This window comes from Aquibium sp. ELW1220, from assembly GCF_030398385.1.
GTDB lineage: Bacteria > Pseudomonadota > Alphaproteobacteria > Rhizobiales > Rhizobiaceae > Aquibium.
In genome coordinates this window covers 22,193-43,258 of sequence record NZ_JAOAOQ010000047.1, presented here as the reverse complement: position 1 = coordinate 43,258, position 21,066 = coordinate 22,193, and the positions used below count along the sequence as shown (strand labels likewise).

The 21,066-nt window shown below is 69.1% G+C and carries 20 protein-coding genes and 1 pseudogene; 4 read left to right on the top strand and 17 right to left on the bottom strand.

The window, feature by feature from the left end:
• Positions 1–220: 220 nt before the first annotated feature.
• The 3 genes from N1F91_RS26750 to styA all read right to left on the bottom strand — a co-directional run bounded on the left by N1F91_RS26750 (position 221) and on the right by styA (position 2,374).
• Positions 221–748 (bottom strand): flavin reductase family protein, encoded by a 528-nt coding sequence (locus tag N1F91_RS26750; protein WP_289996701.1) that lies wholly within the window; start codon positions 746–748, stop codon positions 221–223.
• Complete coding sequence (locus tag N1F91_RS26745; protein WP_289996699.1) at positions 748–1,050, bottom strand: EthD family reductase; 303 nt, start codon at positions 1,048–1,050, stop codon at positions 748–750. The genes N1F91_RS26750 and N1F91_RS26745 overlap by 1 nt, the downstream gene beginning before the upstream one ends.
• Positions 1,051–1,123: 73 nt before the next feature.
• Entirely contained in the window at positions 1,124–2,374 is a 1,251-nt protein-coding gene (gene styA, locus N1F91_RS26740) for a styrene monooxygenase subunit StyA (RefSeq protein WP_289996696.1), read from the bottom strand.
• Between the two features lie 94 nt (positions 2,375–2,468).
• Here styA and N1F91_RS26735 point away from each other — a divergent pair, with 94 nt between their 5' ends.
• On the top strand, positions 2,469–3,362 hold the full coding sequence (locus N1F91_RS26735; RefSeq protein WP_289996695.1) for a LysR family transcriptional regulator: 894 nt from the start codon (positions 2,469–2,471) through the stop codon (positions 3,360–3,362).
• A gap of 264 nt (positions 3,363–3,626) precedes the next feature.
• On the opposite strand, the gene N1F91_RS26730 is transcribed toward N1F91_RS26735, so the two are convergent.
• The 6 genes and pseudogenes from N1F91_RS26730 to N1F91_RS26705 form a co-directional block, all read right to left on the bottom strand.
• Positions 3,627–4,076, bottom strand: a complete 450-nt coding sequence (locus N1F91_RS26730) for a MarR family transcriptional regulator (RefSeq protein ID WP_289996694.1) — start codon at positions 4,074–4,076, stop codon at positions 3,627–3,629.
• Positions 4,073–4,657, bottom strand: coding sequence for an amino acid synthesis family protein (locus tag N1F91_RS26725; protein WP_289996693.1), 585 nt, complete (start codon positions 4,655–4,657; stop codon positions 4,073–4,075). Before N1F91_RS26725 ends, N1F91_RS26730 begins: the two co-directional genes overlap by 4 nt.
• A gap of 251 nt (positions 4,658–4,908) precedes the next feature.
• Positions 4,909–5,742, bottom strand: a pseudogene (locus N1F91_RS26720) (UPF0280 family protein); the annotation flags it as partial.
• A complete protein-coding gene (locus N1F91_RS26715; RefSeq protein ID WP_289996691.1) occupies positions 5,739–7,268 on the bottom strand; it encodes a 6-hydroxynicotinate reductase in 1,530 nt (509 codons plus the stop codon). The gene N1F91_RS26715 and the pseudogene N1F91_RS26720, both read right to left, overlap by 4 nt.
• A gap of 301 nt (positions 7,269–7,569) precedes the next feature.
• A complete protein-coding gene (locus N1F91_RS26710) occupies positions 7,570–10,308 on the bottom strand; it encodes a molybdopterin cofactor-binding domain-containing protein (RefSeq protein ID WP_289996688.1) in 2,739 nt (912 codons plus the stop codon).
• Entirely contained in the window at positions 10,305–11,168 is an 864-nt protein-coding gene (locus N1F91_RS26705; RefSeq protein WP_289996687.1) for a xanthine dehydrogenase family protein subunit M, read from the bottom strand. The genes N1F91_RS26710 and N1F91_RS26705 overlap by 4 nt, the downstream gene beginning before the upstream one ends.
• A 190-nt stretch (positions 11,169–11,358) precedes the next feature.
• Here N1F91_RS26705 and pncA point away from each other — a divergent pair, with 190 nt between their 5' ends.
• Complete coding sequence (pncA, locus tag N1F91_RS26700) at positions 11,359–11,958, top strand: bifunctional nicotinamidase/pyrazinamidase (protein ID WP_289996686.1); 600 nt, start codon at positions 11,359–11,361, stop codon at positions 11,956–11,958.
• Between the two features lie 243 nt (positions 11,959–12,201).
• Here the strand turns inward: pncA and N1F91_RS26695 are convergent, their stop codons facing one another.
• From N1F91_RS26695 to N1F91_RS26660, 8 genes are all read right to left on the bottom strand, one after another.
• Positions 12,202–12,909 (bottom strand): ABC transporter ATP-binding protein, encoded by a 708-nt coding sequence (locus N1F91_RS26695; protein WP_289996685.1) that lies wholly within the window; start codon positions 12,907–12,909, stop codon positions 12,202–12,204.
• The gene (locus tag N1F91_RS26690) at positions 12,902–13,642 is read right to left on the bottom strand and encodes an ABC transporter ATP-binding protein (RefSeq protein ID WP_289996704.1); all 741 of its coding nucleotides are present in this window, start codon (positions 13,640–13,642) and stop codon (positions 12,902–12,904) included. Before N1F91_RS26690 ends, N1F91_RS26695 begins: the two co-directional genes overlap by 8 nt.
• A complete protein-coding gene (locus N1F91_RS26685; protein WP_289996683.1) occupies positions 13,639–14,601 on the bottom strand; it encodes a branched-chain amino acid ABC transporter permease in 963 nt (320 codons plus the stop codon). Before N1F91_RS26685 ends, N1F91_RS26690 begins: the two co-directional genes overlap by 4 nt.
• Before the next feature lie 10 nt (positions 14,602–14,611).
• Positions 14,612–15,493 (bottom strand): branched-chain amino acid ABC transporter permease, encoded by an 882-nt coding sequence (locus N1F91_RS26680; protein ID WP_289996681.1) that lies wholly within the window; start codon positions 15,491–15,493, stop codon positions 14,612–14,614.
• Positions 15,490–15,798, bottom strand: coding sequence for a type II toxin-antitoxin system RelE/ParE family toxin (locus tag N1F91_RS26675; RefSeq protein ID WP_289996680.1), 309 nt, complete (start codon positions 15,796–15,798; stop codon positions 15,490–15,492). Before N1F91_RS26675 ends, N1F91_RS26680 begins: the two co-directional genes overlap by 4 nt.
• The gene (locus tag N1F91_RS26670; RefSeq protein ID WP_289996679.1) at positions 15,782–16,078 is read right to left on the bottom strand and encodes an antitoxin of toxin-antitoxin stability system; all 297 of its coding nucleotides are present in this window, start codon (positions 16,076–16,078) and stop codon (positions 15,782–15,784) included. Before N1F91_RS26670 ends, N1F91_RS26675 begins: the two co-directional genes overlap by 17 nt.
• Positions 16,079–16,393: 315 nt before the next feature.
• Complete coding sequence (locus N1F91_RS26665; RefSeq protein ID WP_289996678.1) at positions 16,394–17,698, bottom strand: ABC transporter substrate-binding protein; 1,305 nt, start codon at positions 17,696–17,698, stop codon at positions 16,394–16,396.
• Between the two features lie 168 nt (positions 17,699–17,866).
• Complete coding sequence (locus N1F91_RS26660; RefSeq protein ID WP_289996677.1) at positions 17,867–19,201, bottom strand: hypothetical protein; 1,335 nt, start codon at positions 19,199–19,201, stop codon at positions 17,867–17,869.
• Between the two features lie 269 nt (positions 19,202–19,470).
• Here N1F91_RS26660 and N1F91_RS26655 point away from each other — a divergent pair, with 269 nt between their 5' ends.
• Positions 19,471–19,950 (top strand): MarR family transcriptional regulator, encoded by a 480-nt coding sequence (locus N1F91_RS26655; RefSeq protein WP_289996703.1) that lies wholly within the window; start codon positions 19,471–19,473, stop codon positions 19,948–19,950.
• Positions 19,951–20,041: 91 nt separating this feature from the next.
• The gene (gene mazG / locus N1F91_RS26650) at positions 20,042–20,869 is read left to right on the top strand and encodes a nucleoside triphosphate pyrophosphohydrolase (RefSeq protein WP_289996676.1); all 828 of its coding nucleotides are present in this window, start codon (positions 20,042–20,044) and stop codon (positions 20,867–20,869) included.
• Positions 20,870–21,066: the final 197 nt, after the last annotated feature.

Sequence of the window (21,066 nt, the reverse complement as noted above, 5' to 3'; positions counted from 1 at the left end):
GACGAAAATCCGAACCTGAGACGGGAGCCCGCCGGCGCCAGCGCCCGTCTGGCCAGACGGGCGCTGGCGAACCAGCTTCCCCGACAGTTAAGCACATCGACGACAGACAATCCTGAGGTGCGAGCCCGCACAGCGCTTGCTACCCAGGGGTACTCGCTGGTGGGCGAGCCTCGAAGGACGCACCTCGGCGGAATCCCACCATGCCACCTCACCCCGCCCTTCAGATCGCCCAGGCCTCTGCCGCATAGGCGAGCGGTTCCGCCGGCCGAATCTCGGCACCCAGGCCATGCCGGAAGCGGCTGGCGTGGAAGGCGAGCGGGGCGCCGTCCCGGTGACGGCACCAGGCCACCTCGCCGATGAACAGCGTGTGGTCGGCCACCTCGACCGCCCGCACCACCTCGCAGGCGAACGCGGCCAGCGCCTGCGGCAGCACGAAAAACCGGTCCCGCTCGACGAAGTCCGGTGCGTCGCGCGCCGTAGGACGTCCGGCGAAATGGCCGCACAACGCCAGATCCTGCGCCGCCAGCACGCTGACGGCATAGCGCCCGGTCGCCGCCACCGCCTGGAAGGTGCGGCCGGGCATCAGCGAGACGAGCACCGTCGGCGGGCGGGTCGAGACGGTGGTGAAGCTGTTGGCCGTCATCGCGACGGGCGCGCCATCCGGCCCGCGGCTCGCGACAACCGTCACGCCGGTGGCAAAGCGCCCCGCGGCGGCGCGGAAGGCCGCCGGGTCGACATGGCCTTCCATCAGCCGGCATCCACGGGAAAGTGGCAGAGCGTGGCGCCGCGCGGAGAATAGTTCGGCACGTCGGCCGCCACCATCCGCCCCGCTTCGGAGCCGAGCGCGGCCGCCATCGCCGCGGCATCGGCGAAATAGGCCTGGAAGATGCAGAAGGGCGCCTCCCCCGGCCCCATCGGCTCGGGAAAGTCGTGGTGGTGGCGCACGAGGCCGGGCAGGCCGGCGGCCAGCGGCAGGTGCGTCCCTTCGTAATACGTCTTGAAGGCCTGCGGGTCGGCCGGTGCGGGGTAGAGGACGGTCAGGCAATGCATGGGCGCTTCCTCGGGATGCGGGATGGGCCGTCGCCAGGGGCGGCGGCCGCTGCGGTGCGCGACGGGTGTCGATTCAGGCGGCGATGCGGCTGCGCTCGTCGATCCAGGCGTGGATGCGCCGGTCGCTCGCCAGCCGGTCCCACTGCCGCTCCGGATAGTTGAAGTTGTCGGTGAACTCGTCGCAGAGCGCGCGGTCCTGCGCCATGGAGAAGATCAGCCGGCCCATCGCCTCGGAGGGCGGCCGCAGCATCAGGTTGGTCCAGCACGAGGCGGCGAGCACCCGGTTCTCGCGGGCGCGGTCCACCGCCTCCACGAAGCGGGCGTCGAAGGCCACCGCATCGACGATCGCGTTGCCGAGTTCGAAGGCGGCGAATGAGGCCATGTTGGCGCCCTGCCCCATCAGCGGGTCGACCACGGCGTGCACGTCGCCGAGCGCGATGGCGAAGCGGTCGCCGTCGAAGGCGACGGCGCTCTTCCGCACCGTCGGCACCACCGCGCCCTGCAGCAGGTCGAGCGGCTGCGCCAGCCCGAAGCGGTGCGTGTCGACACGGTCATAGGTGTGCGGATGGTGCCGTTCCAGCTTGTCGAGGATGGTCTGGCGGAAGGCGGCCGGGTCGGCGTCATGGTTCAGCGAGGCGAGGCCGGCCATGTCGCCGCCGGGGATGTTCTCCATCAGGAGCGCCGTCTTCATGCCGCCGAAGGAGAGCGTCGGGATGACGATCATCTCGCCATGGCCGGGCGAGACCGACAGCGTCACGCCGCGCGGGTCGCCGCCGTCCGGGCTGCCATGGTCGACGCCGTCGTAGAGCCCCACGCAGAGCAGCCGCTGCGGCTGGCTGTAGGGCGACATCTCCGGCCGGTGCTCGAACATCCGCCCGAGCGCGCCCTTGCCGGTCGAGACCACCGTGAGATCGAAGCGCGACACCAGCGCCGGCACGTCGTCGTCCTGGATGCTGACATACTCGATGCGGCCGCCACGATCCTCGAAATCCTTCATCAGCGCCGGCAGATAGAGGCGGTAGTCGACCGCACGGCTCGGCCGCTCGAAGGCGCCGCGAAACAAGAGCCCGCCGTCCGGAAAATTGAAGAAATGGTCGTGGTGGTGGTAGATCACCGCCGGGTCGTCCCAGTGGTTGACGCCGAGCTCGTCCTCGCGCGCGATGGTCACCGCATGGTGCGCCACCGTGTTCATCAACCGCGAAGCGGCATACTGCTCGGGCGCGCGGTCGGTCAGCACCGTGGCGTCAATGCCGTGCTGTTGCAGATACAGTGCCAAATGCAGGCCGCCGATGCCGGCGCCGACGATGCCGATCGATTTGTCCATGTCCGTTCCTCCTCCCAGAGCATGCGCAGGCTAGACCGGCCGCGGCAGCTCGTATACGGAATGAACGGAATATGACCCATTCCCGAGAGGAATGATGGACCGGATCGACGCGCTGCAGACCTTCATCCGCGTCATGGAGGCGGGCTCCTTCACCCAGGCCGCCGACGACATGGGGCTTGGCCAGCCGGCCATCAGCAAGCGTATCGCGCTGCTGGAGGCCGAGTTCGGCTGCCGCCTCTTCGTGCGCACCACGCGCAAGGTCCGCCCGACCGCCGATGCCGACCGCGTGCTGAAGCTCGCCAAGGAGGTCGTCGCCCTGTACCAGAGCGCCGGCGCCGGGCCGGACCGCGTCGGCAAGCCGTCCGGAACGCTGAAGATGTCGGTGCCCACTTCCTTCGGCCGCCACTTCTTCGCACCGATCTTCGCCGAATATGTCCGCCGTTATCCCGGCGTGCGGCTCGACGTGAGCTATACCGAGCAATACGCCGATCTCGTCGAGAGCGGCATGGAACTCGCCATCCGCATCGGCGTACTGAGCTCGAGCTCGCTGGTGGCGCGCCGCGTTGGTACCACGCGCCGGCTGCTCGTCGCCGCGCCGTCGCTTTTGTCGCGCCATGCGCCACCGCTCCTGCCCGACGACCTGCGCCGTCTGCCCTGCATCACCTATTCGCGCCTGTCGCAGAAGAACCAGTGGACATTCGAGGCCGAGACCGGCCGCCACGTCGTCGACCTTGTGCCGGCCATGACCTGCGACGACGCCGACGTCATGACGCTGGCGGCGCTGGAGGGCCTTGGCGCAGCCGTCCTGCCCGACTGGTGCGCCGCCGCTCCCCTGGCCGAGGGCCGTCTCGTACGCCTGCTGCCCGACCACCCGGTGCCGTCGCTGCCCATTCACGTGGTCTACCCCGACGCCCGCTGGCTCTCCTGGCGCGCCCAGCTCTTCCGCGATCTCCTCGTGGAGCGGGCCGACATCTTCGCCCTGCCCTGAGCGGTCGCTGTTGTCATCGGCGGCGTCATCCCGGGGCCGCGCAGCGGAACCCTGAAATCAGAGTGGCGCCAAGGCCGGGGGCCGGCGAACCGAAGCCCTGCAGCGTCATTCCCGACCGGATGCCGGGCGAAGCGGAGGCATTCGGATCCGGAATGACGCGGCGCGTGGAGCCAAACGCTGAGGCGGGATCTGGTCGAACGCCTCCCTCCGCCGGTCAGCGGGCCGGTGTCCGTGGCAAATACATCGCCGCCTGCGCGACGCCCCTCAGCCCAGCTTCGCCAGGAGCCGCATCAGCGTCGCCGCCTCGCGCGTGGTCAGCGGCGACAGCGTCTCCTCGGTCACCGCCCGTGCCTCCGGAACGAGCCGCGCAAGGGCGGTGCTGCCCGTCTGCGTCAGCGATACGACGATCCGGCGCCGGTCCTCCTCGTGATTGCGGACGTCGACCAGCCCCCGCCCCTTGAGCCGGTCGATCACGCCCTTGATCGTCGCGGCGTCCATGGCCACCAGCGAACCGAGCTGGTTCTGCGAGGTCTCGCCCACCTCGGCGAGCTTGGCGAGGGCCGCGAACTGCGGCGGCGTCAGGTCGCCGATATGGGCTGCGAAGATCGCCAGGTGCCGCTGGTTGGCCTTGCGCAGCAAGAAGCCGACCTGATCCTGCAGCCGGTATGCATCCGGGTCCGGCGCGACCAGTTTGAGGGGCTTTGCCATGGTCATCGCAGCCCGTCCTCGCCCTTGACCTCGAACGCCTCGAGCCCGCCCATCCGCGAATGCACCCGGCCGCCGCAGCTCATGGCGAGGCAGAACAGGATCTCGTCCGGGCGCGGCCCATCAGGCGCCGTCACCGTGATGGCGTCGAAATGGCTGCGCACATAGGCGGCGTTGACGTGGCCGAGCGGCACGTCGAGGCTCGCCCCGAAGGCGCCGACCTTCATCGCCGACGGCACGATCGCCTTCGACGGCTGGATGCGGCTGCGCATGGCATAGCCGCCCGGCACGTGCCAGAGCGCGCCGTGCTCGATCTCGCCGGCCGTGCCGACGATCGCGCCCTTGCCATAGGCGTCGATGCGACTCGCGTCGTCGCCGAAGGCGGCGATCAGCTTGTCCGTCAAGAGCAGGCCGAGCGGCTCCAGGTCCTTCATTGCCGGCTGCAGGTCCGGCTCGTGGCGGCCGGCGAAGGGGTTCTTCACCAGCGCCATCGCCGCCCCCCGCCGCCGCGGCTGCGGCGCTGCCGGCCCGCCGTCGTGGAAGACGTCCTCGATGGTGAGGATGATCTTGCGGATTGGGAATTCAGGCATGGTCGCTCCGAAAAAACACGCGCGATTGATGATCGCGTTTACTGCAGGTCAAGAGCTCCACGGCGCCCCCCCTCTGGCCTGCCGGCCATCTCCCCCACGGGGGGGGAGATCGGCAGCTTCGGCGCCACCGCGCTCCTTTCGACGTCGGCAAGCGGGCGAGGCGGCGGCGACAGCCGATCTCCCCACCCGTGGGGGAGATGGCCGGCAGGCCAGAGGGGGGCGCCACAGAGTGCCAAATTCGACGAACCGCGCCCGCACACCCGCCCTTCCCCCGTTAGAAACAGGGCCGCCGCCTCGATCCGCCCGCGCCGCATAAAATCCTCCGCCAGCGCCAGCCCCCGCCCTAGCGCCGCATCCACCTCGCCGGCCTCCAGCGCCCCGACGGCCACCGTCACCAGCCGATCGCCCAGATCGCTGTCCGGCGTAAGCTCCACCGCCGGCCTCCGCAGAACCGCCGGATGCCCCGGCAGGTCGACCGCATTGGCGATCAGCGTCGCCGCCACGTCGGCGCCGGCGGCATCGTGCGCCAGCACCGTCACGGCGTCGGCGATGCCGAGCGAATGGCTGCGGCCGCGCCAGCCGGATGTCGCGACACCGCGCACAGCATCTTCCGCGTGCACCGTCACGCGGTCGGCCATGGTCGCGTCCTTGCCGCCGATCGCCAGCCTGACCGACCGGCCCGGCGCAAGATGCAGCGCGATGTCGCCGCCGTCATTGACATAGGCGCGGCCGAGCGAGCGCCCGTTGACCATCGCCGCCAGCACCTCGTCGGCCACGGCGCCGGCCACCGCCGCCATCGGCGTCACGAAGACCGCGCCGTCCTCCGAGCAGCGGCAGGCTGCCGCCTCCATCCGCCGCGCGGTCGCGCCCACGAAGCTCCGCTCCTGCCCCCCCGCCGGCCGGCGCAAGGCGGGCAGTTCCGCCACCAGTTCCTCGAGGATCGTCGCGAACCGCGCCGCCGCCTGGAGATAGGCCGCCTGCCGCTCGGCCTCTTCCCCGAAGGCCTCGACGATCAGGTCGATCGGGCCGTGGTTCATGTGCAGCCGCCGGCCGTCAGGCAGCCAGGTGATGGCTGGTCCGGTCACGTCGTCACGTCCCGGCGCAGCTGCGCCAGCGGCGGCCAGGCATTGCCGGCGGGTGCGGCGGCCTGCTTGCGCGGGCTGCGGTATTCGCCGCCCTTCTCCAGCACGTCCGCGACAGTGCGGATCTCGTCCGCGTAGCCGCCGAGCCGCAGATAGTCGTCGCGGCGCAGCGTGAACTCGATCGGCGCGACCAGTGCCGGCGTCGGGACGGAGCCGAAGGCATTCTGCGGCGTGCGCGTCACGTCGACCATCAGCGTGATGCCGCCACCCGGCCAGACATAGACCGGCGCGCCGCCGCAGGTGACGTAGGTCGAAAGCCCCTGCACCGAACGTGTCAGGTTGACCGGGTTTTCCGTCACGCCGGCCCGCAGCGACCCGCCCGCCCCGGCCATGAAGAGCACGGTGCACAGCGCCGGTTCGCAATTTTCCTCAATCAGTTCGACGGATTTTCTCAACCGTTCCGGGAACGGTCTTTCCACCGGCTTCAGGCTTTCGTCCAGCTCGAAATAGGCGAACTGCTCGCCGGTGGTCGACACCATCAGCAGCGACAGTCCCGGCCGCGCGCCCTTCTTGGCGTTCCAGTCTCCGAGGATCTGCAGCGGGTCGGTGATCGTCGTCCCGCCCCAGCCGAGCCCGGGCTCCGACACCTTGAAGTAGCGTCCAGGCGTCGAGCGCCGGCCGATGATCCTGATGCCGGTGTCCTCCCAGCCCAGCACCTTGCCGGCCTGGTGCTCCGACACGACGCCGGTGATGTGGTCGTCGACCACCACCACCTCGTCGACCAGCCCGCGCCACTGCGTGGCGAACATGCCGATGGTGGCGGAGCCGCAGCCCACCCGCATGCGGTGCTCCGGCTTGCCGTCGATCACCGGCGCCTTGCCCGCCTCGACGATCACGGTCGCGCCGCCGTCGATGGTCAGTTCCACCGGCTTCCTGTTGCACAGGTCGAGCATGGCCTCGCAGGTCGCGCGCCCTTCCGCCTTGGAGCCGCCGGTCAGGTGGTGGACGCCGCCGAGCGACAGCATCTGCGAACCGTACTCCGCCGTCGTCACATGGCCGATCGCCTCGCCCCTGGCGCGCACGATCGCCGTCTCCGGTCCGACGTGACGGTCGGTGTCGATCTTCACCTTGACGCCGCAATAGGAGAAGATGCCCTCGGTCACGACCGTCACGAGATCGACGCCTTCGACCTCCTGGCTGACGATGAAGGGCGCCGGCTTGTAGTCGGGATAGGTGGTGCCCGCGCCGATCGCCGTCACGAAGGGCCGCGCGCCGTGGACGAGACTGCCGTCCCAGTCTTCCGCGTTCGCGGCGAAGGGAATCGCCCTGCCGCCGGTTTCCTCGGCATGGTGGAGGATCGTCACCGGATCGAGCCGCACGATATGGCCGTCGCGGTTGCCATAGCGGTCGCAGGCCCCGGTGCGACCATCGGCGATGTAGCACATCACCGGGCAGGCATCGCAGCGGATCTTCTCGCCGGCGGGCTTTGGCGTTTCGGCCGGGGTGAAGCGTTCCGAGAGCTCGTTCATGGCTGCGCTCCGCCGTCCGCAACGCCACGGCCGTGTCGCCATGCACGTCCACCAGGTCGGTGGGAGGTACCCCCACCCCTCACCCCTCCCCACAAGGGGGAGGGGGAGCGCCGCCGTCTCACGTCCCCCTCCCCCTTGTGGGGAGGGGTAAGGGGTGGGGGTAGCCTCGCGCCCACACCCGGCGGGAGCAGCCTCCTGCCGACATCTGCCAAGGTTTGCCTCGCACCAACCTCCGGCGGTGCCAGTCTCGCTCCACCATCTGCAGATACCAGCCTCGATCCAAGGCCAACGATCAACCGGTTCATCCCCGCCCCCTGATCGCCGCCAGCACCCGCGAGGGCGTCGCCGGCAGCCGCGTCACCAGCGCGCCGGTGGCGTCGCGGATGGCGTTGAGGATCGCCGGCGCGGTCGGGATCAGCACGTGCTCGCCAAGCCCCTTGGCGCCGAACGGGCCTTCCGGGTCCGGCACCTCGACCAGGATGGTGTCGATCGGCGGCACGTCGCCGATGGTCGGGATCAGGTAGTCGTGCAGGTTCTCGGTGCGGCCCGGCACGTAGTCCTCCATCAGCGCCATGCCGATCCCCTGGGCGATGCCGCCCTCGATCTGGCCCTCGGCGAGCAGCGGGTTGATGGCGCGGCCGACGTCGTGGGCGGCGGTGATGCGCACGAGCTTCACCGTCCCGAGCCTCGTGTCGACGTCGAGTTCGACGATCTGCGCGCCGTAGCCGTAGACCGCATAGGGCTTACCCTGTCCCCTGGGGCCCAGCGGCACGGTCGGCGGATCGTAGCTCTCCTCCGCCATCAGCACGTAGCCGTGCGCGTTTTCGGACAGCGTCGAAAGCTCGATGCGCCGCCGCGCCTCGCCCTCCGTCACCACGATGGCTCCGGCTTCGAGCGACAGGGTTGCGGCCTGCGAGACGTTGGCGGCGCGCAGGATCGTCTCGCGCAGCGCCCGGCCGGATTTCTCGGCCGCCTTGCCGGTGATGTAGGTCTGGCGCGAGCCGGACGTCTTGCCGGCGTCGGGCGTGACGCTCGTGTCGGCGCCTTCGATCCGGATCGCGGCCAGCGGCACGCCCAGCGCATCGGCGGCAATCTGCGTGATCACCGTGTTCGAGCCCTGGCCGATGTCGACCGCGCCCTGGTGCAGCACCAGTTCACCGGCCTGGGTGATGCCGAGCCTGATCGTCGAGGGATTGGGAATGCCGGTGTTGCCGCAGCCATACCAGCACGAGGCAACGCCGATCCCGCGCCGCACCGTGCGGTCATCGCGATTGATGCGGGCGGCCTCCGCCAGCGCCCGCTGCCAGACCGGCTTGAGCGCTTCCAGGCACGCGACGATGCCGACGCCGCTTTCCATTTCCTGGCCAGCGACCGTGGTCTGGCCGTCGCGCAGCGCGTTGACCAGCCGGAAGTCGAGCCGGTCCATGCCGAGCGTGACTGCCAGCTCGTCATAGAGCGTCTCCTGCATCACAGCCGCCTGCGGCACGCCGAAGCCACGGAAGGCGCCCGAGATCGGGCCGTTGCTGTGGATCGCGCGGCCCGTCGCCCGGTAATTCGGCGTGAAGTAGGGACCCGACGCATGGACGGGCACGCGCACCGCCACCGTCGGCCCCCAGCTCGCATAGGCGCCGGTGTTGAAATCGCCCTCGAACACCATGCCGGTGATGCGCCCGTCCGCATCCGCGCCGATCGACGCCCGCATCGAGCCCGGATGGCGCTTGGTGGTCGACATCATCGACTCGGCGCGGCTGTAGGTCAGCGCCGCCGGCCGGCCGGTCTTCAGCGCCACCAGCCCGATCAGCGGCTGCACCGACAGGTCGAGCTTCGAGCCGAAGCCGCCGCCGGTCGCCGTCGGCACGATCCGCACCTTCTCCGGCGCAAGTCCGAGCACCTTCGCCGTGTCGTCGCGGTCCATGAAGGGCGACTGCGTGCAGGCGGTGATCACCAGGGTGTCGCCGTCCATCGCCGCGAAACCCGCCTCGGGCTCGATATAGGCATGCTCGACATAGGCGGTCTCGATTTCGCCGGTGACGACCATGTGCGAGGCAGCGAGTGCTGCCTCCGCGTCGCCGCGCTCCACCACGCCCGCCACCAGCACGTTTCCGGGACGGCTGGCATGCACCGGCTTGGCTCCGAGCGCGGAGGCGACGTCCAGCGCATGCGACAGCTCGGTCCAGATGACGGGGAAATCGCGGATGTCGAGCGCCTCGACGGCCTGCCGCTCGCCCGCAACCACCGCCACCGCCTCGCCGCGGAAGCGCGCGATGCCGTCGGCGAGAGCCGGCTGGTCGGCATAGGCGGGGATCACGCCGAACCGGTTCTCGCCGGGGATGTCGCGTGACGTATAGACGGCGACGAGGCCCGGATGCGCGGCGACGTAGCCTTCGAGATCTCCGAAGGCGAAGGACGCATGCCAGTGCGGCGAGCGGATCACCGCGACCGACAGCGCATCGGCCGGCCGGACGTCGGCGCCGAAGCGCTCCTCGCCCGTCACCTTCGGCCTGCCGTCGAGCCGCGGCAGCGCCGCGCCGACAGCGTGGCCTGCGTCCGGCAGCAGCTGGTTGTGGTACCGGTCGGGCAGATGCGCGCTCATCACCGCCTCGACGATCTTCCTGTAGCCGGTGCAGCGGCACAGCACGCCGCCCAGCGCATCCTCCACCTCGGCCTCGCAGGGCGTCGGGTTTCGCTCCAGCAGCGCCGTCGCCGCCACCAGGAAGCCCGGCGTGCAGATGCCGCACTGCGCCGCGCCATGGCGCAGGAACGCTTCCTGCACGGCCGACAGCGAGCCGTTGGCGAGCCCCTCCACCGTCGTGATCTTCCGGCTGCCGACCTGGGCGACGGACATCAGGCAGGCGCAGACCGGCTCGCCGTCCACGAGCACGGTACAGGCGCCGCAGTCGCCGGCGTCGCAGCCCACCTTGGTGCCGGTCCAGCCGAGATCGTCGCGCAGCACGCTGGACAGCCGCGCCACCGGCGAGGTCGTCACCGAAACAGGCGCGCCATTGAGCTCGAAGGCGATCGGAACCGGCGTGAAGCTCATGCGGCTACTCCCTGCCCGGCCGTCGTCCCGAAGGCGTCGGCGAGCGCCCGGCCGACGATCTCGCGCGCCGCCTCCATCCGGTACACCGCGCTGGCGCGCACGTCGTCGATCGGCGCCAGCCCGTCGAAATGTCGCTCGCCGATGACACCGAGCGCAGCGGCATCGGCCGGCCGGCCGACGAGGTCGGCCTCCAGCCGCTCCAGCCGCCGCGCCACCGCCGAGCAGGCGCCGACGGCAATGGCGCAACGGGCGATCCGCCCCTGCAGGTCCGTCTCGACGCGAACCGCCGCCATGGCGATCGAGATCACCAGATAGCGCCGCGCGCCGAGCTTGAAGAAGCTCGAGCGTCCCGCCGCCGATGCCGTCGGCACGCGGATGGCGGTCACGAGTTCGTCGGCCGCACGTGCCGTCCTGCGGTTGCCGAGCACGAAATCCCGCAATGGCAGACGCCGGATGCCGCGCGTCGACGCGAGTTCCACCTCCGCGTCGAGCACCAGCAGCGCGGGGACGCCGTCGGCGGCCGGCGAAGCGTTGCAGAGGTTTCCGGCGATGGTCCCGGTGTTCTGGATCTGCACCGATCCGACTTCGCGTGCCGCCGCCTTCAGAGCGTCGAAGGCCATCGGTAAGCGCGCACGCACGATCTCGGTCCAACTCGTCGCGGCGCCGATGACGATGTCGCCCTTGTCCTCGCGGATGCCGCGCAGCGCCTCGATCGCTCCGATGTCGAGGATGTCGTCGCGAATCGGCCGCGCGCCCTGCGCCGGATAGAAATCCGTCCCGCCGGCCAGGATCGTCCAGCCACCTTCGGCCAGGAGGGCGATGGCTTCGTCAGGCGTCGAAGGCCTTGCGTAGCGTGGCATGCGTCGCTCCCCTCGCGCCGCCGGGTCGCGCCCGCCAGGATATCCCCGGCACGCGACCAGCCTCGCGAAATTCATTCGCATACAAATGATATCAGCATGTCGCCGCTTGTCAAAGCCGTGCCGCCTGCGCCACGATGGCAAATCAACCGGCTGCCGCGACGGGCGCAGCCCACCGCAGCGGAGTTCTCCCATGGCGCAGTCCGCCCTGATCGTCATCGACGTCCAGAACGATTTCTGTCCCGGCGGGGCGCTTGGCGTGGCCGATGGCGCCGCCATCCTGCCCGTCGTCAACCGCATGATCGCGCAGGCCGGGCACGTCGTGCTGACGCAGGACTGGCATCCATCCGGCCATTCCAGTTTCGCCTCCAGCCATGCCGGCAAGGCGCCCTTCGAGACCGTCGCCATGGCCTATGGCGACCAGACGCTGTGGCCCGACCACTGCATCCAGGGTACCCCCGGCGCCGCCTTCCACCCCGCGCTCGACTGGACCAGGGCCGAACTCGTCATCCGCAAGGGCTTCCGCCCGGCGATCGACAGCTACTCCGCCTTCTACGAAAACGACCATGCCACGCCGACCGGCCTTGCCGGCTACCTGCGCGAGCGCGGGATCACCGACCTGACGCTCTGCGGCCTCGCCACCGACTACTGCGTCGCCTTCTCCGCCCTCGACGCCGTCCGCGAAGGCTTCGCCGTCACGGTCGCGATGGACGCCTGCCGCGCCATCGACCTCGGCGGCTCCCTGGCGACGATGACGCAACGCATGCAGGACGCGGGGGTGCGGCTGGTGTGAAGGCAGGCTCCGGACGCGCCGCCCTCGACGCCCGTCCTCTCCCCCGGGCAGGGGGAGAGGTGTCGTCGCGCAGCGACGACGGAGAGGGGGTGCTGCCTCGCGCCGCGCAGCGGCGGGAGGATGCGACGCCGGTCATGGAACCCGACTTCGGACGAGCCGGCGGTGTCCGAAGCCCCCTCTTCATCCCGGGCTACGCTCGGTTCGCCGATCCCCGGCCCGGGGAAGAGGACGGGCGCCCGCCGCTCAATCCACCCCGACATAATGGCGCACGAGCGCCGGGTCGGCGCGCAGCTCGTCCACCGAGACGGTTCGGCGGTTCTGGCCGTTCTCGACGAAGGCGACGCGGTCTGCGACCGGCAGCACCGCGTCGACCCGCTGTTCCACGAGGATCGTCGAGACGCCGCGTGTCCGCAGCGCCGCCACCGTCTCGCGGATGCGGGCGATCATCGACGGCATCAGCCCCTCGGTCGGCTCGTCGAGCAGGAGTACCTGCGGCTCGATGCACAGTGCCCGCGCCATGGCCAGCATCTGCTGCTCGCCGCCCGACAGCGTGCCGGAGCGCTGCGACAGCCGCTCGCGCAGCACCGGGAACAGGTCGAGCACGGTCTCGCGCGTCGCCCGCCCCTTGCCGCGCGCCATCAGCCCGATCTCGAGGTTCTCGGCCACGGTGAGTTCGGCGAACAGCCGCCGGCCCTGCGGCACATAGGCGACGCCTGCCTTCGGCACCGCGTGCGCGGGCAGTTTGGACAGGTCGACGTCGCCCAGCATGATCGCGCCCGACCGCACCGGGACCAGCCCCATGATCGCCTTCAGCGCCGTCGTCTTACCTGCGCCGTTGCGGCCGAGAAGGCAGAGCACCTCGCCTGCCCGAAGGTCGAGCGAGAAGTCGCGCAGCACCTGAACGTCGCCATAGAAGCAGTTGATCGATTGGATCGCGAGCGCGTCAGACATCGGCAGTCGATCCCAGATAGGCCTGCTGCACTTCGGCATTGGCGCGGATTTCGGCGGGCGTTCCCTCTGCCAGCGGCGCACCGTTGCTCATCACCGTGATGCGGTCGGCGAGCGCCATCACCACCGGCATGTTGTGCTCGATCAGCAGCACGGTCGCCTCCCGCGCGATCTCGCGGACCAGCGCAATGAAGCTGTCGATCTCGGCATCCGACAGGCCTTGCGTCGGCTCGTCGAGGATCAGCAGCCTTGGCTTCAGCGCCAGGCCCATCGCCACCTCGAGCAGCCGCTGATGGCCGTAGGCGAGCTTGCCGGCCGTCATGTCGACGCGGTCGGTCAGGTGCACCCGCGCCAGAGCCTCGGCCACGCCGGCCTCCAGATCGCGCGCCGTCATCCGCCCGCCCTTGTCGATCAGCCTGCGCTGCACCGACAGCGCGACGTTGTCGAACACCGTCAGGTTCGGGAAGATCGAGGTGATCTGGAAGGTGTAGGCGATGCCGCGCTTCACCCGCTCGTGCGCCGGAAGCCCGGTGATATCGGCACCATCGAACAGGATCTGGCCCGACGACGGCTGGATGCGGCCGCAGACGAGGCTGACGAAGGTGGTCTTGCCGGCGCCGTTCGGGCCGATGATGGCGCGGATCTCGCCGGCGGGCAGCTCGAAGTCGACGTGGTCGACCGCGGTCAGGCCGCCGAACCGGCGCGTCAGATCCCTGGTGACGAGAAGCGGGCTCACGGCAGCCATTTCAGCCACCTCTCGCGGATCGTGCCGAACACGCCTTTCGGAAAGAACAGCACGAGCAGGATCAGGGCCACGCCGACGACCAGCAGCCAGGCCGAGGTGTAGCCCGAGGTCACGTCGACGACGTAGAACATGAACACCGTCCCGAACAGCGGACCGAGCGTCGTCGCCGCGCCGCCGAGCAGCACCCACAGGAGTGGCAGGATCGAGTACTGGATCGAGGCGAAGCTCGAGCCGACATAGCCGAACAGTAGCGCATAGGCCGCGCCGGCGGCGGCGCAGAACAGCCCCGACAGCACCATGGCCTTCAGCTTGGCCCGGTGGACGTCGTAGCCCAGCATTCGCATCCGCTCCTCGTTCTCGCGGATGGCGATCAGGATGCGGCCGAAGGGCGCCCGGGCGATCGCCATCGTGGCGAGGAAGACGACGGAGAACAGGCCGACCGCGACGAGGTAGCGCGTCGTCGGCTCCCACAGTTCGAGCGTGGCTGCGCCGAGCGAGACGGTGCGCAGGTCCGTGCCCAGCACCAGCCCCTCCTCGCCGCGCGTCCAGGTCGTGTAGTAGAGCGTCGTCAGGTAGAAGACCTGCGAGAACATCATGGTGACGATCATGAAGGCGACGCCCGTGGTCCTGAGCGCCAGGAATCCGACCACGAGCGCCAGCACGCCGCCGCAGGCGATGCCGAAGGCGAAGGACGGCAACACGCTCCAGCCGGGGTAGTAGGCCGCCAGCCCCGCCCCGTAGAGCCCGGCGGCGAAGAACATGGCATGGCCGAGGCTGAGCAGGCCGGCATAGCCGAAGGTCAGGTTGTAGCCCATGGCGAAGACCGAAAGCACCAGCACGCGGGCCATGACGCCGCGATGGTAGTCGGGCAGGATCCATAGCAGCGCCACCAGGACGGCGATGACGGCGAGATGCAGCGCGACGACGCGGCCGGTCGTGTCGGTCCTCATGCCTGCGTCCTCATCGCGGCGCGGTCCCGAACAGGCCCTGCGGCCGGAAGACCAGCACCATGGCAACCACCAGCGTGGCGATCATCTTGGCCAGCGTCGGGGAGAAGAAGACCGAGATGACGCCGTCGGACACGCCGATCAGCACGGCCGCGAGCACCGTTCCGCGCAGCGAGCCGAGGCCGCCGATGATGACGACGATGAAGGACAGGAGCAGCGGGTCGAGCCCCATCAGATAATGCGCCTGGCTGATCGGGACGACCAGCACCGCCGCCACCGCCGCGAGCATCGCGCCGAGCGCGAAGACCCCGGCATAGACCCTGTCGACCGGGATGCCGAAATTCTGCGCCGTCTCGCGGTCGTACTGCGTGGCGCGCATCACGAGGCCGGCCCGCGTGCGGGTGAGCACGAACCAGGTTGCGAGCATCATCGCCGCCGAGGCTGCGATGACGAAGAGCTTGTAGCCGGAGTAGCCGAACCAGGGCAGCGCGATGCGGATCGAGAACGGCGCCTGCACCGGCCGCGCCTCCGGGCCGTAGAAGGTGAGCGCCAGCTGCTGGATGATGTAGAGCAGGCCGATCGTCGCCACGATCGTCGCCTCCGGGTCGTAGTTCAGCCGCCGCAGCACCAGCCGCTCGGAGACCAGCGCCACCGCGCCCACGACCAGCGGCGACAGGACCAGCGCCAGCAGGAAGCCGATCGCCGGATGGCCGGTCACCAGCGTCGAGAAGAACCAGGCGAGCACGGCGCCGAGCATGAAGAACTCCCCATGCGCGACGTTGACGACGCGCATGACGCCGAACACCAGCGACAGCCCCAGCGCCATCAGCGCCAGCACCGCCGAGGTGACGAGGCCTTCCAGCGTGGCCAGCAGGAGATGAGGGCCAAAGCTCATTCAGGGGTCTCGTCGTCGTGAGGCGGCCACTGTCGCGCGGTGTGGACGAGCGCGAGGATGGTGAGGGCGTCCTCGCCGACCGCGTAGACCAGGCGGTAGCTCGGATGCGGCAGGAGTTCACGGGTGGCAGGCATCAGGCCCGGTCGGCCGGAGCGTGGAAACCGCGCCAGCCTCGTGGCAGCGCGATCGAACAATGCGTTCATCCGCCGCGCCGCTGTCGGACTATCGATCCAGATGTACCGCAGGATCGCCTCGCGATCCCTTGCGGCATCGGCGGACCAGCGAATCTCAAGCGGCGCCTCCACGCTCGGTCCGCCCCCATCTGTCGAACAGTTCTGTCATGGATTGGCGAACCTCCTCGTCGGTCCGGACCTCGCCCCGCTCGACCGAGGCGCGTGCTTTCTCGACCTTGCGCCTGAGAAACTCCCGATAGGCATCGTCCGGCTCGGCATGCTCCTCCACGAATTCACGCATCATCTCGCGCAACAGTTCCGATGCCGACCGGTCCGCCCGCTCAGCCGCCGCCGCGAAGGCGTCGCGCAGTTCAAGCTCCAGTTCCATCGTGAAAACGGCTTGCTTGGCCATGGCGCTGTCTCCGCACGCAATTTTGCCCGACTATATCCCGCCCCGCCCGCAAAGCCATATCCCGCCACACTCACGTCCCGTTCTCGCAGATCCCGACACGCGCACCGCCACGCCGTCCCCCTCCCCCTTGTGGGGAGGGGCTGGGGGTGGGGGTCGGCCCGCAAGGGCCCATCAAGAACTTCTCGCAACAAGCCGACACGACATCCCAGCGTCTCACGCAGGAACCCCCACCCTTACCCTACCCACAAGGGGGAGGGAGACGCCGGCGTTAGCGCCAGTCCTTCAATCGGGCAGCGGGCTCGGCTGCCCCGCCCCTCACAGCGGTTGCGTCGTATAGTCCGCCTCGACCTCGTAGAGCCCGTCATCGATCGAGGTCGTGTGCACGACCTTCAGCTTGCCGCCCTCGACGACAGAGATGTTCTGGTGGCCGTAGACCTGGTGGTTCTTGCCGTTGAACATCTTGTCGCCCTGCGGATGCTCGGCCCCGGCGGCAAAGGTCGTCAGGGCCTCCGTCGCTTCGACGAGCTTGCCGCGGTCCTGCGGCCCCTGGTAGCCTGCCGCTTCCATCGCCTGCTTGATGATGTAGAGCGTCTCCCAGCAGCCGAACATGTGCGCGGCGGTGGAGATGTCCTTCGGATCGGCCAGCGAGGCGCCGTTGTCGTCGACGCCGACGGCTGCGCGGTAGGCCTTGACGTAGTCCGGCGCGCCGTCCTGGAGATAGCGCGGCATGCCTTCCCAGAAATGCGTGCCGTCGAGGAATTCCAGGCCGGGGCTGGCGATGTCGACGGCTTCCAGCGAATCGATGAAGCCGAAGAGCTTCGGCCCCGAGCCGCCGTAGAACTCGCCGAGTTCCTTGACGAAGGTCAGCACGGCCGGCCCCACCATGACATGGTAGAGCACCTCTGTGTCGGACGGAATGTTGGGGAAGTAGCGGGTGAACGAACTCTCCATCGGCGGGATCGCCACCAGTCCGGCGATCTCGCCGCCGGCGTTCTTGATCGCGGCCGAGAAGTAGTCGCGGTGGTCGTGCCCGAAGGCATAGTCGGGGAACACCATCGTCACCTTCTTGCCGAGGTTCTGCGACACCCAGGGCGCCATCGCCGTCACCTGCGCGCGTACGTCGGTGATGCCGGGCTGGAAGACATAGCGGTTCATCTTGCCCGAGGCGACGTGGAAGCCCTCGCTGACCACGTAGTACGGGATCTTGAGCTCGCCCGCGACCGGCGCGGAGCCCGCCACGACATGGCTGAACAGCGTGCCGAACACCACATCGGTCTTGTGCTGGGTGGCGAATTTCTCCACCACCTCGGCGCCGCGCTTCGGGTCGGTGCCGTCGTCCTCGATGACGATCTCGACCGGGCGGCCATTGATTCCGCCGGCCTCGTTGATCAGCTTCACCGCCGCATTGGTGGTGCGCTCGTACCAGCGGCCATAGGCGGCGCCGATGCCGGTGCGATGGGCCTGGAAGCCGATGCGGATCGGCTCGGACGACTGCGCCTGCGCATAGCGGACGAAACCGGGAGCGGCGGCCATCCCTGCCGCCGCACCGATGCCGGCGAGGGCCGAACGGCGGTTGATCGACTTGCTCAAGAAGCTGTTCGGATTGCTCTTTCCAGTCATTCCAGTTCCCCGTTGTTGGCCGTCGTTGAACCCAAGGCGGCACGCGCAGCCGCGGTTAGGCGCCGCGGAAAATCGCATGTGTACAAATAACAACACCAATCCCGGCCCATGGCAACCGAAACTGCCCCAGCGGCAGGGCCGTGCAGGCGAGGCGCTGTCCGCGCCGCCTCAGTATCCGGTCGGCGTGGACATGAGCCACAGGCCGAACACGGTGTAGCCGACCATCAGCGCCGCCAGCGGCGCCTGGCTGATCACGCTGCGTCGCGCCGATCCGTGCAGCCGCCCCGCGATGGCGTGCGCTGCAAGCACCGCCATGACATGGCCGGCGACGATCGCCCCCGCCTGCAGGTTCCACAGGATCCAGGCCGATTCGGCGCCGAGCACCAGCCCGGCCGACACGTGCAGGCCGGCGGTGCCGAACAGGTTCCAGCCATCTGCCAGCGGGTCGGAGATCGCCGCCAGCGCATATTGGCCGTTGATCAGGAGCGCGGTCAAATAGTGCGAGAAGTGGTAGGCGAGCGCGATCGGCATCAGCGACCAGACGAGGGCGCCGGCCGCCGGCCAGACAGGACCCGACCTTCCGGCCAGCCGCTCGCCCGCCCACACCGCCAGGAGGAACGCTCCGCCAAGCAGGCCCGCCATGGCCGCGAGGCCGGCCGTGTTCTGCCAGACGACGGCGCTGCGGCCGGGAAACTCGAGCGGGTTGACGCCGGCGAGGCCGAGCCAGAAGAAGCTGCGCATCAGGCCGTCGAACGAAACCGAGGCCAGCGCCAGGATCAGGAACACGGTGCCGCCCGGAGGAAGCGGCTCCTGGTCGGCCAGCCGGCTCCCCGGCGAGGACAGGCCGATCCAGGCGTGCTCGTCCGCGCCCCGACTTTCGGCGTAGATCGCGCCGATCCGCCCCACCATCGTCAGGAAGACCGTCAGGAACTCGCCCTTGCGGCTCCAGTCGCGGTGGCCGAACAGCAGCATCATCGCGAAGGTGGCCAGCCAGTAGAGCCCGAGCACGACGGCAAGCCGCGCCGGATCTTCGGGCGCGTCGTAGACCAGTTCGAACCAGGCAAAACCCGCAAAGCCCGCAACCGCGGGCCAGTAGCCGAGCCAGGCCGGACAGGACAGAACCGCGCCCTCGCCTGTCCTCCCGGCCAGCCGGCGGGCGATCCGCACCGGGCCGTACCAGGGATCAAGCCAGTACCACGCATTGCCGGCCACGCCCTGCACGAGCACGAGCCCGATCCAGAACACCGTCCAGAACATCAGCGGCAGCGGATTGGAAAGCGGGTCACGGCTGCCGGACAGGCCGGCCGCAAGCAAAAGCGCCAGCGCCAGCCACGACAGCAGGCTTGTCGCCATGCGCACGCGCGGCAGGAACGGTGCCGTTGCAACCTTTCCGCCCTCCAACCGTTGCAGCGGGCTTGGATCGACGAAAGCCATCACGGCAAAGCTGGCTATGACCGCGAGGGCTCCACCGGCGAGGTAATGGCCTGTCGGGAGCAGCAGCACGTGCCCGCGCTCCGAGGCATGGCTCCATGCCACACCGGTACAACCAATGAGGCCAGCAACGAAGACAGGCGCGCCGATGACGACCAAAGGCCTAGAAGGCAGTTGCATAATCGAGACCTTCGCGCTCAAGATAGTGACAATCATGCATGTCCGAAGCACGAGCGAAAGCCCGGGCGTGATCCGTCTTTGATCCTGAGGGATGTCAATTGCCGCTTGCGAAAAGGCAGGTTCGTGGCTAACCTATTGATATAGAATGTTTTGAGGTGGCGATGTTGGTGAGTGAAGAGTCCGCGAACGCCGGTGCGCAGCCGCTCGACCAGGGCATCTTGCACGGGCTTCTCGGGAGACAGCTGCGCGTGACGCACCTCGCGGTGTTCCGCGCCATCGAGGATCAGCTGACTGGAATCGGCATCACGCCACAACAGTTCGGGCTGCTGGTCATCGTCGATCGCAACCCTGGCGCGCGGCAGACGCTCATCGCCAAGGCGCGCGGGCTGGACAAATCCACCCTGGTCCCGATGATCGACCGCCTCGAGCGCGACAATCTCCTCGAACGCCGGCCGCTCGCCACCGACCGCCGCATCCGGGCGATCTGGATCACCGACCGAGGACGCGAGGTGCTGCGCCAGGCCGAACCGATCGTCCAGAGGGGCGACGACCTGATCCGCGCGCAACTGAGCGACGATGAACTGTCCGAGCTGGTCCGGCTGATGGAGAAGGTCCGCAAGGGTCTCGGCGCCGCCGACTGACGCGCACGGCTTTGGCGCGCAAGCCTGTGGATAGTCGCCGCCGGCGAAGATGCGCGGTTGGCCGGCGACCGGCGCGGCGATAGGCTCGACCATGCTTCCCGCCAAGGACATTTCCCGCCTCATCGAGATCATGGCCGCCCTGCGCACCCCCGTCACGGGATGCCCCTGGGATCTCGAGCAGGATTTCGCCAGCATCGCGCCCTACACGCTGGAGGAGGCCTACGAGGTCGCCGACGCGATCGAGCGCGGCGACATGGACGATCTGCGTGACGAACTGGGCGACCTCCTGCTCCTGGTCGTCTACCATGCCCGCATGGCAGAGGAGGCCGGCGACTTCGCCTTCGGCGACGTCGTCGAGGCTATCACGAAGAAGATGATCCGCCGCCACCCGCACGTCTTCGGGGATGCCGAGGCGCGCGCCGCCGGTTCCGCGAAGGGCATGTGGGACGCGATCAAGGCCGAGGAGAAGGCGCAGAAGCGCGCTGCCCGCACCGCCCGCGGCCTGCCCGCCGAGGACCACGGCCACGGCTTCCTGGACAGCGTCCCCGTCGCCCTCCCCGCGCTCGTGCGCGCCCGCAAGCTGCAGGACCGGGCGGCCAAGGTCGGCTTCGACTGGAAGGAGGCAGCACCCATCCTCGACAAGATCGAGGAGGAGATCGCCGAACTGCGCCAGGCCATCGCCGAAGGCGACAAGGCGGCCATGTCCGACGAGTTCGGCGACGTCCTCTTCGCGCTCGTCAATTTCGGCCGCCACGTCGACGTCGAGGCGGAGACCGCGCTCCAGGGCACCAACGCCAAGTTCCGCAGGCGCTTCCACTTCATCGAACGGGAACTCGCGGCCAGCGGCAGGAGGCTCGGCGAGGTGACGCTGGAGGAGATGGAAGCGCTGTGGCAGCGGGCGAAGGGGGTGGAGGGATAGGGAGAGATCCCGGTGAAGCCACCAGAACCGGTTCTTTGCGCCGCGGCGGGACTTTGTGTGGGAACCGGAGTCGCGGGTTGGGTGGCTACCCTATCAAAGCGGCCTTCCATCTGCTTCACGAGCTTCGACGGCAACGCCCACCGGTCCGGACGTCTCCTCGTGATCGAAGATCGTCCAAAACCCGACGTTCGTGAAAG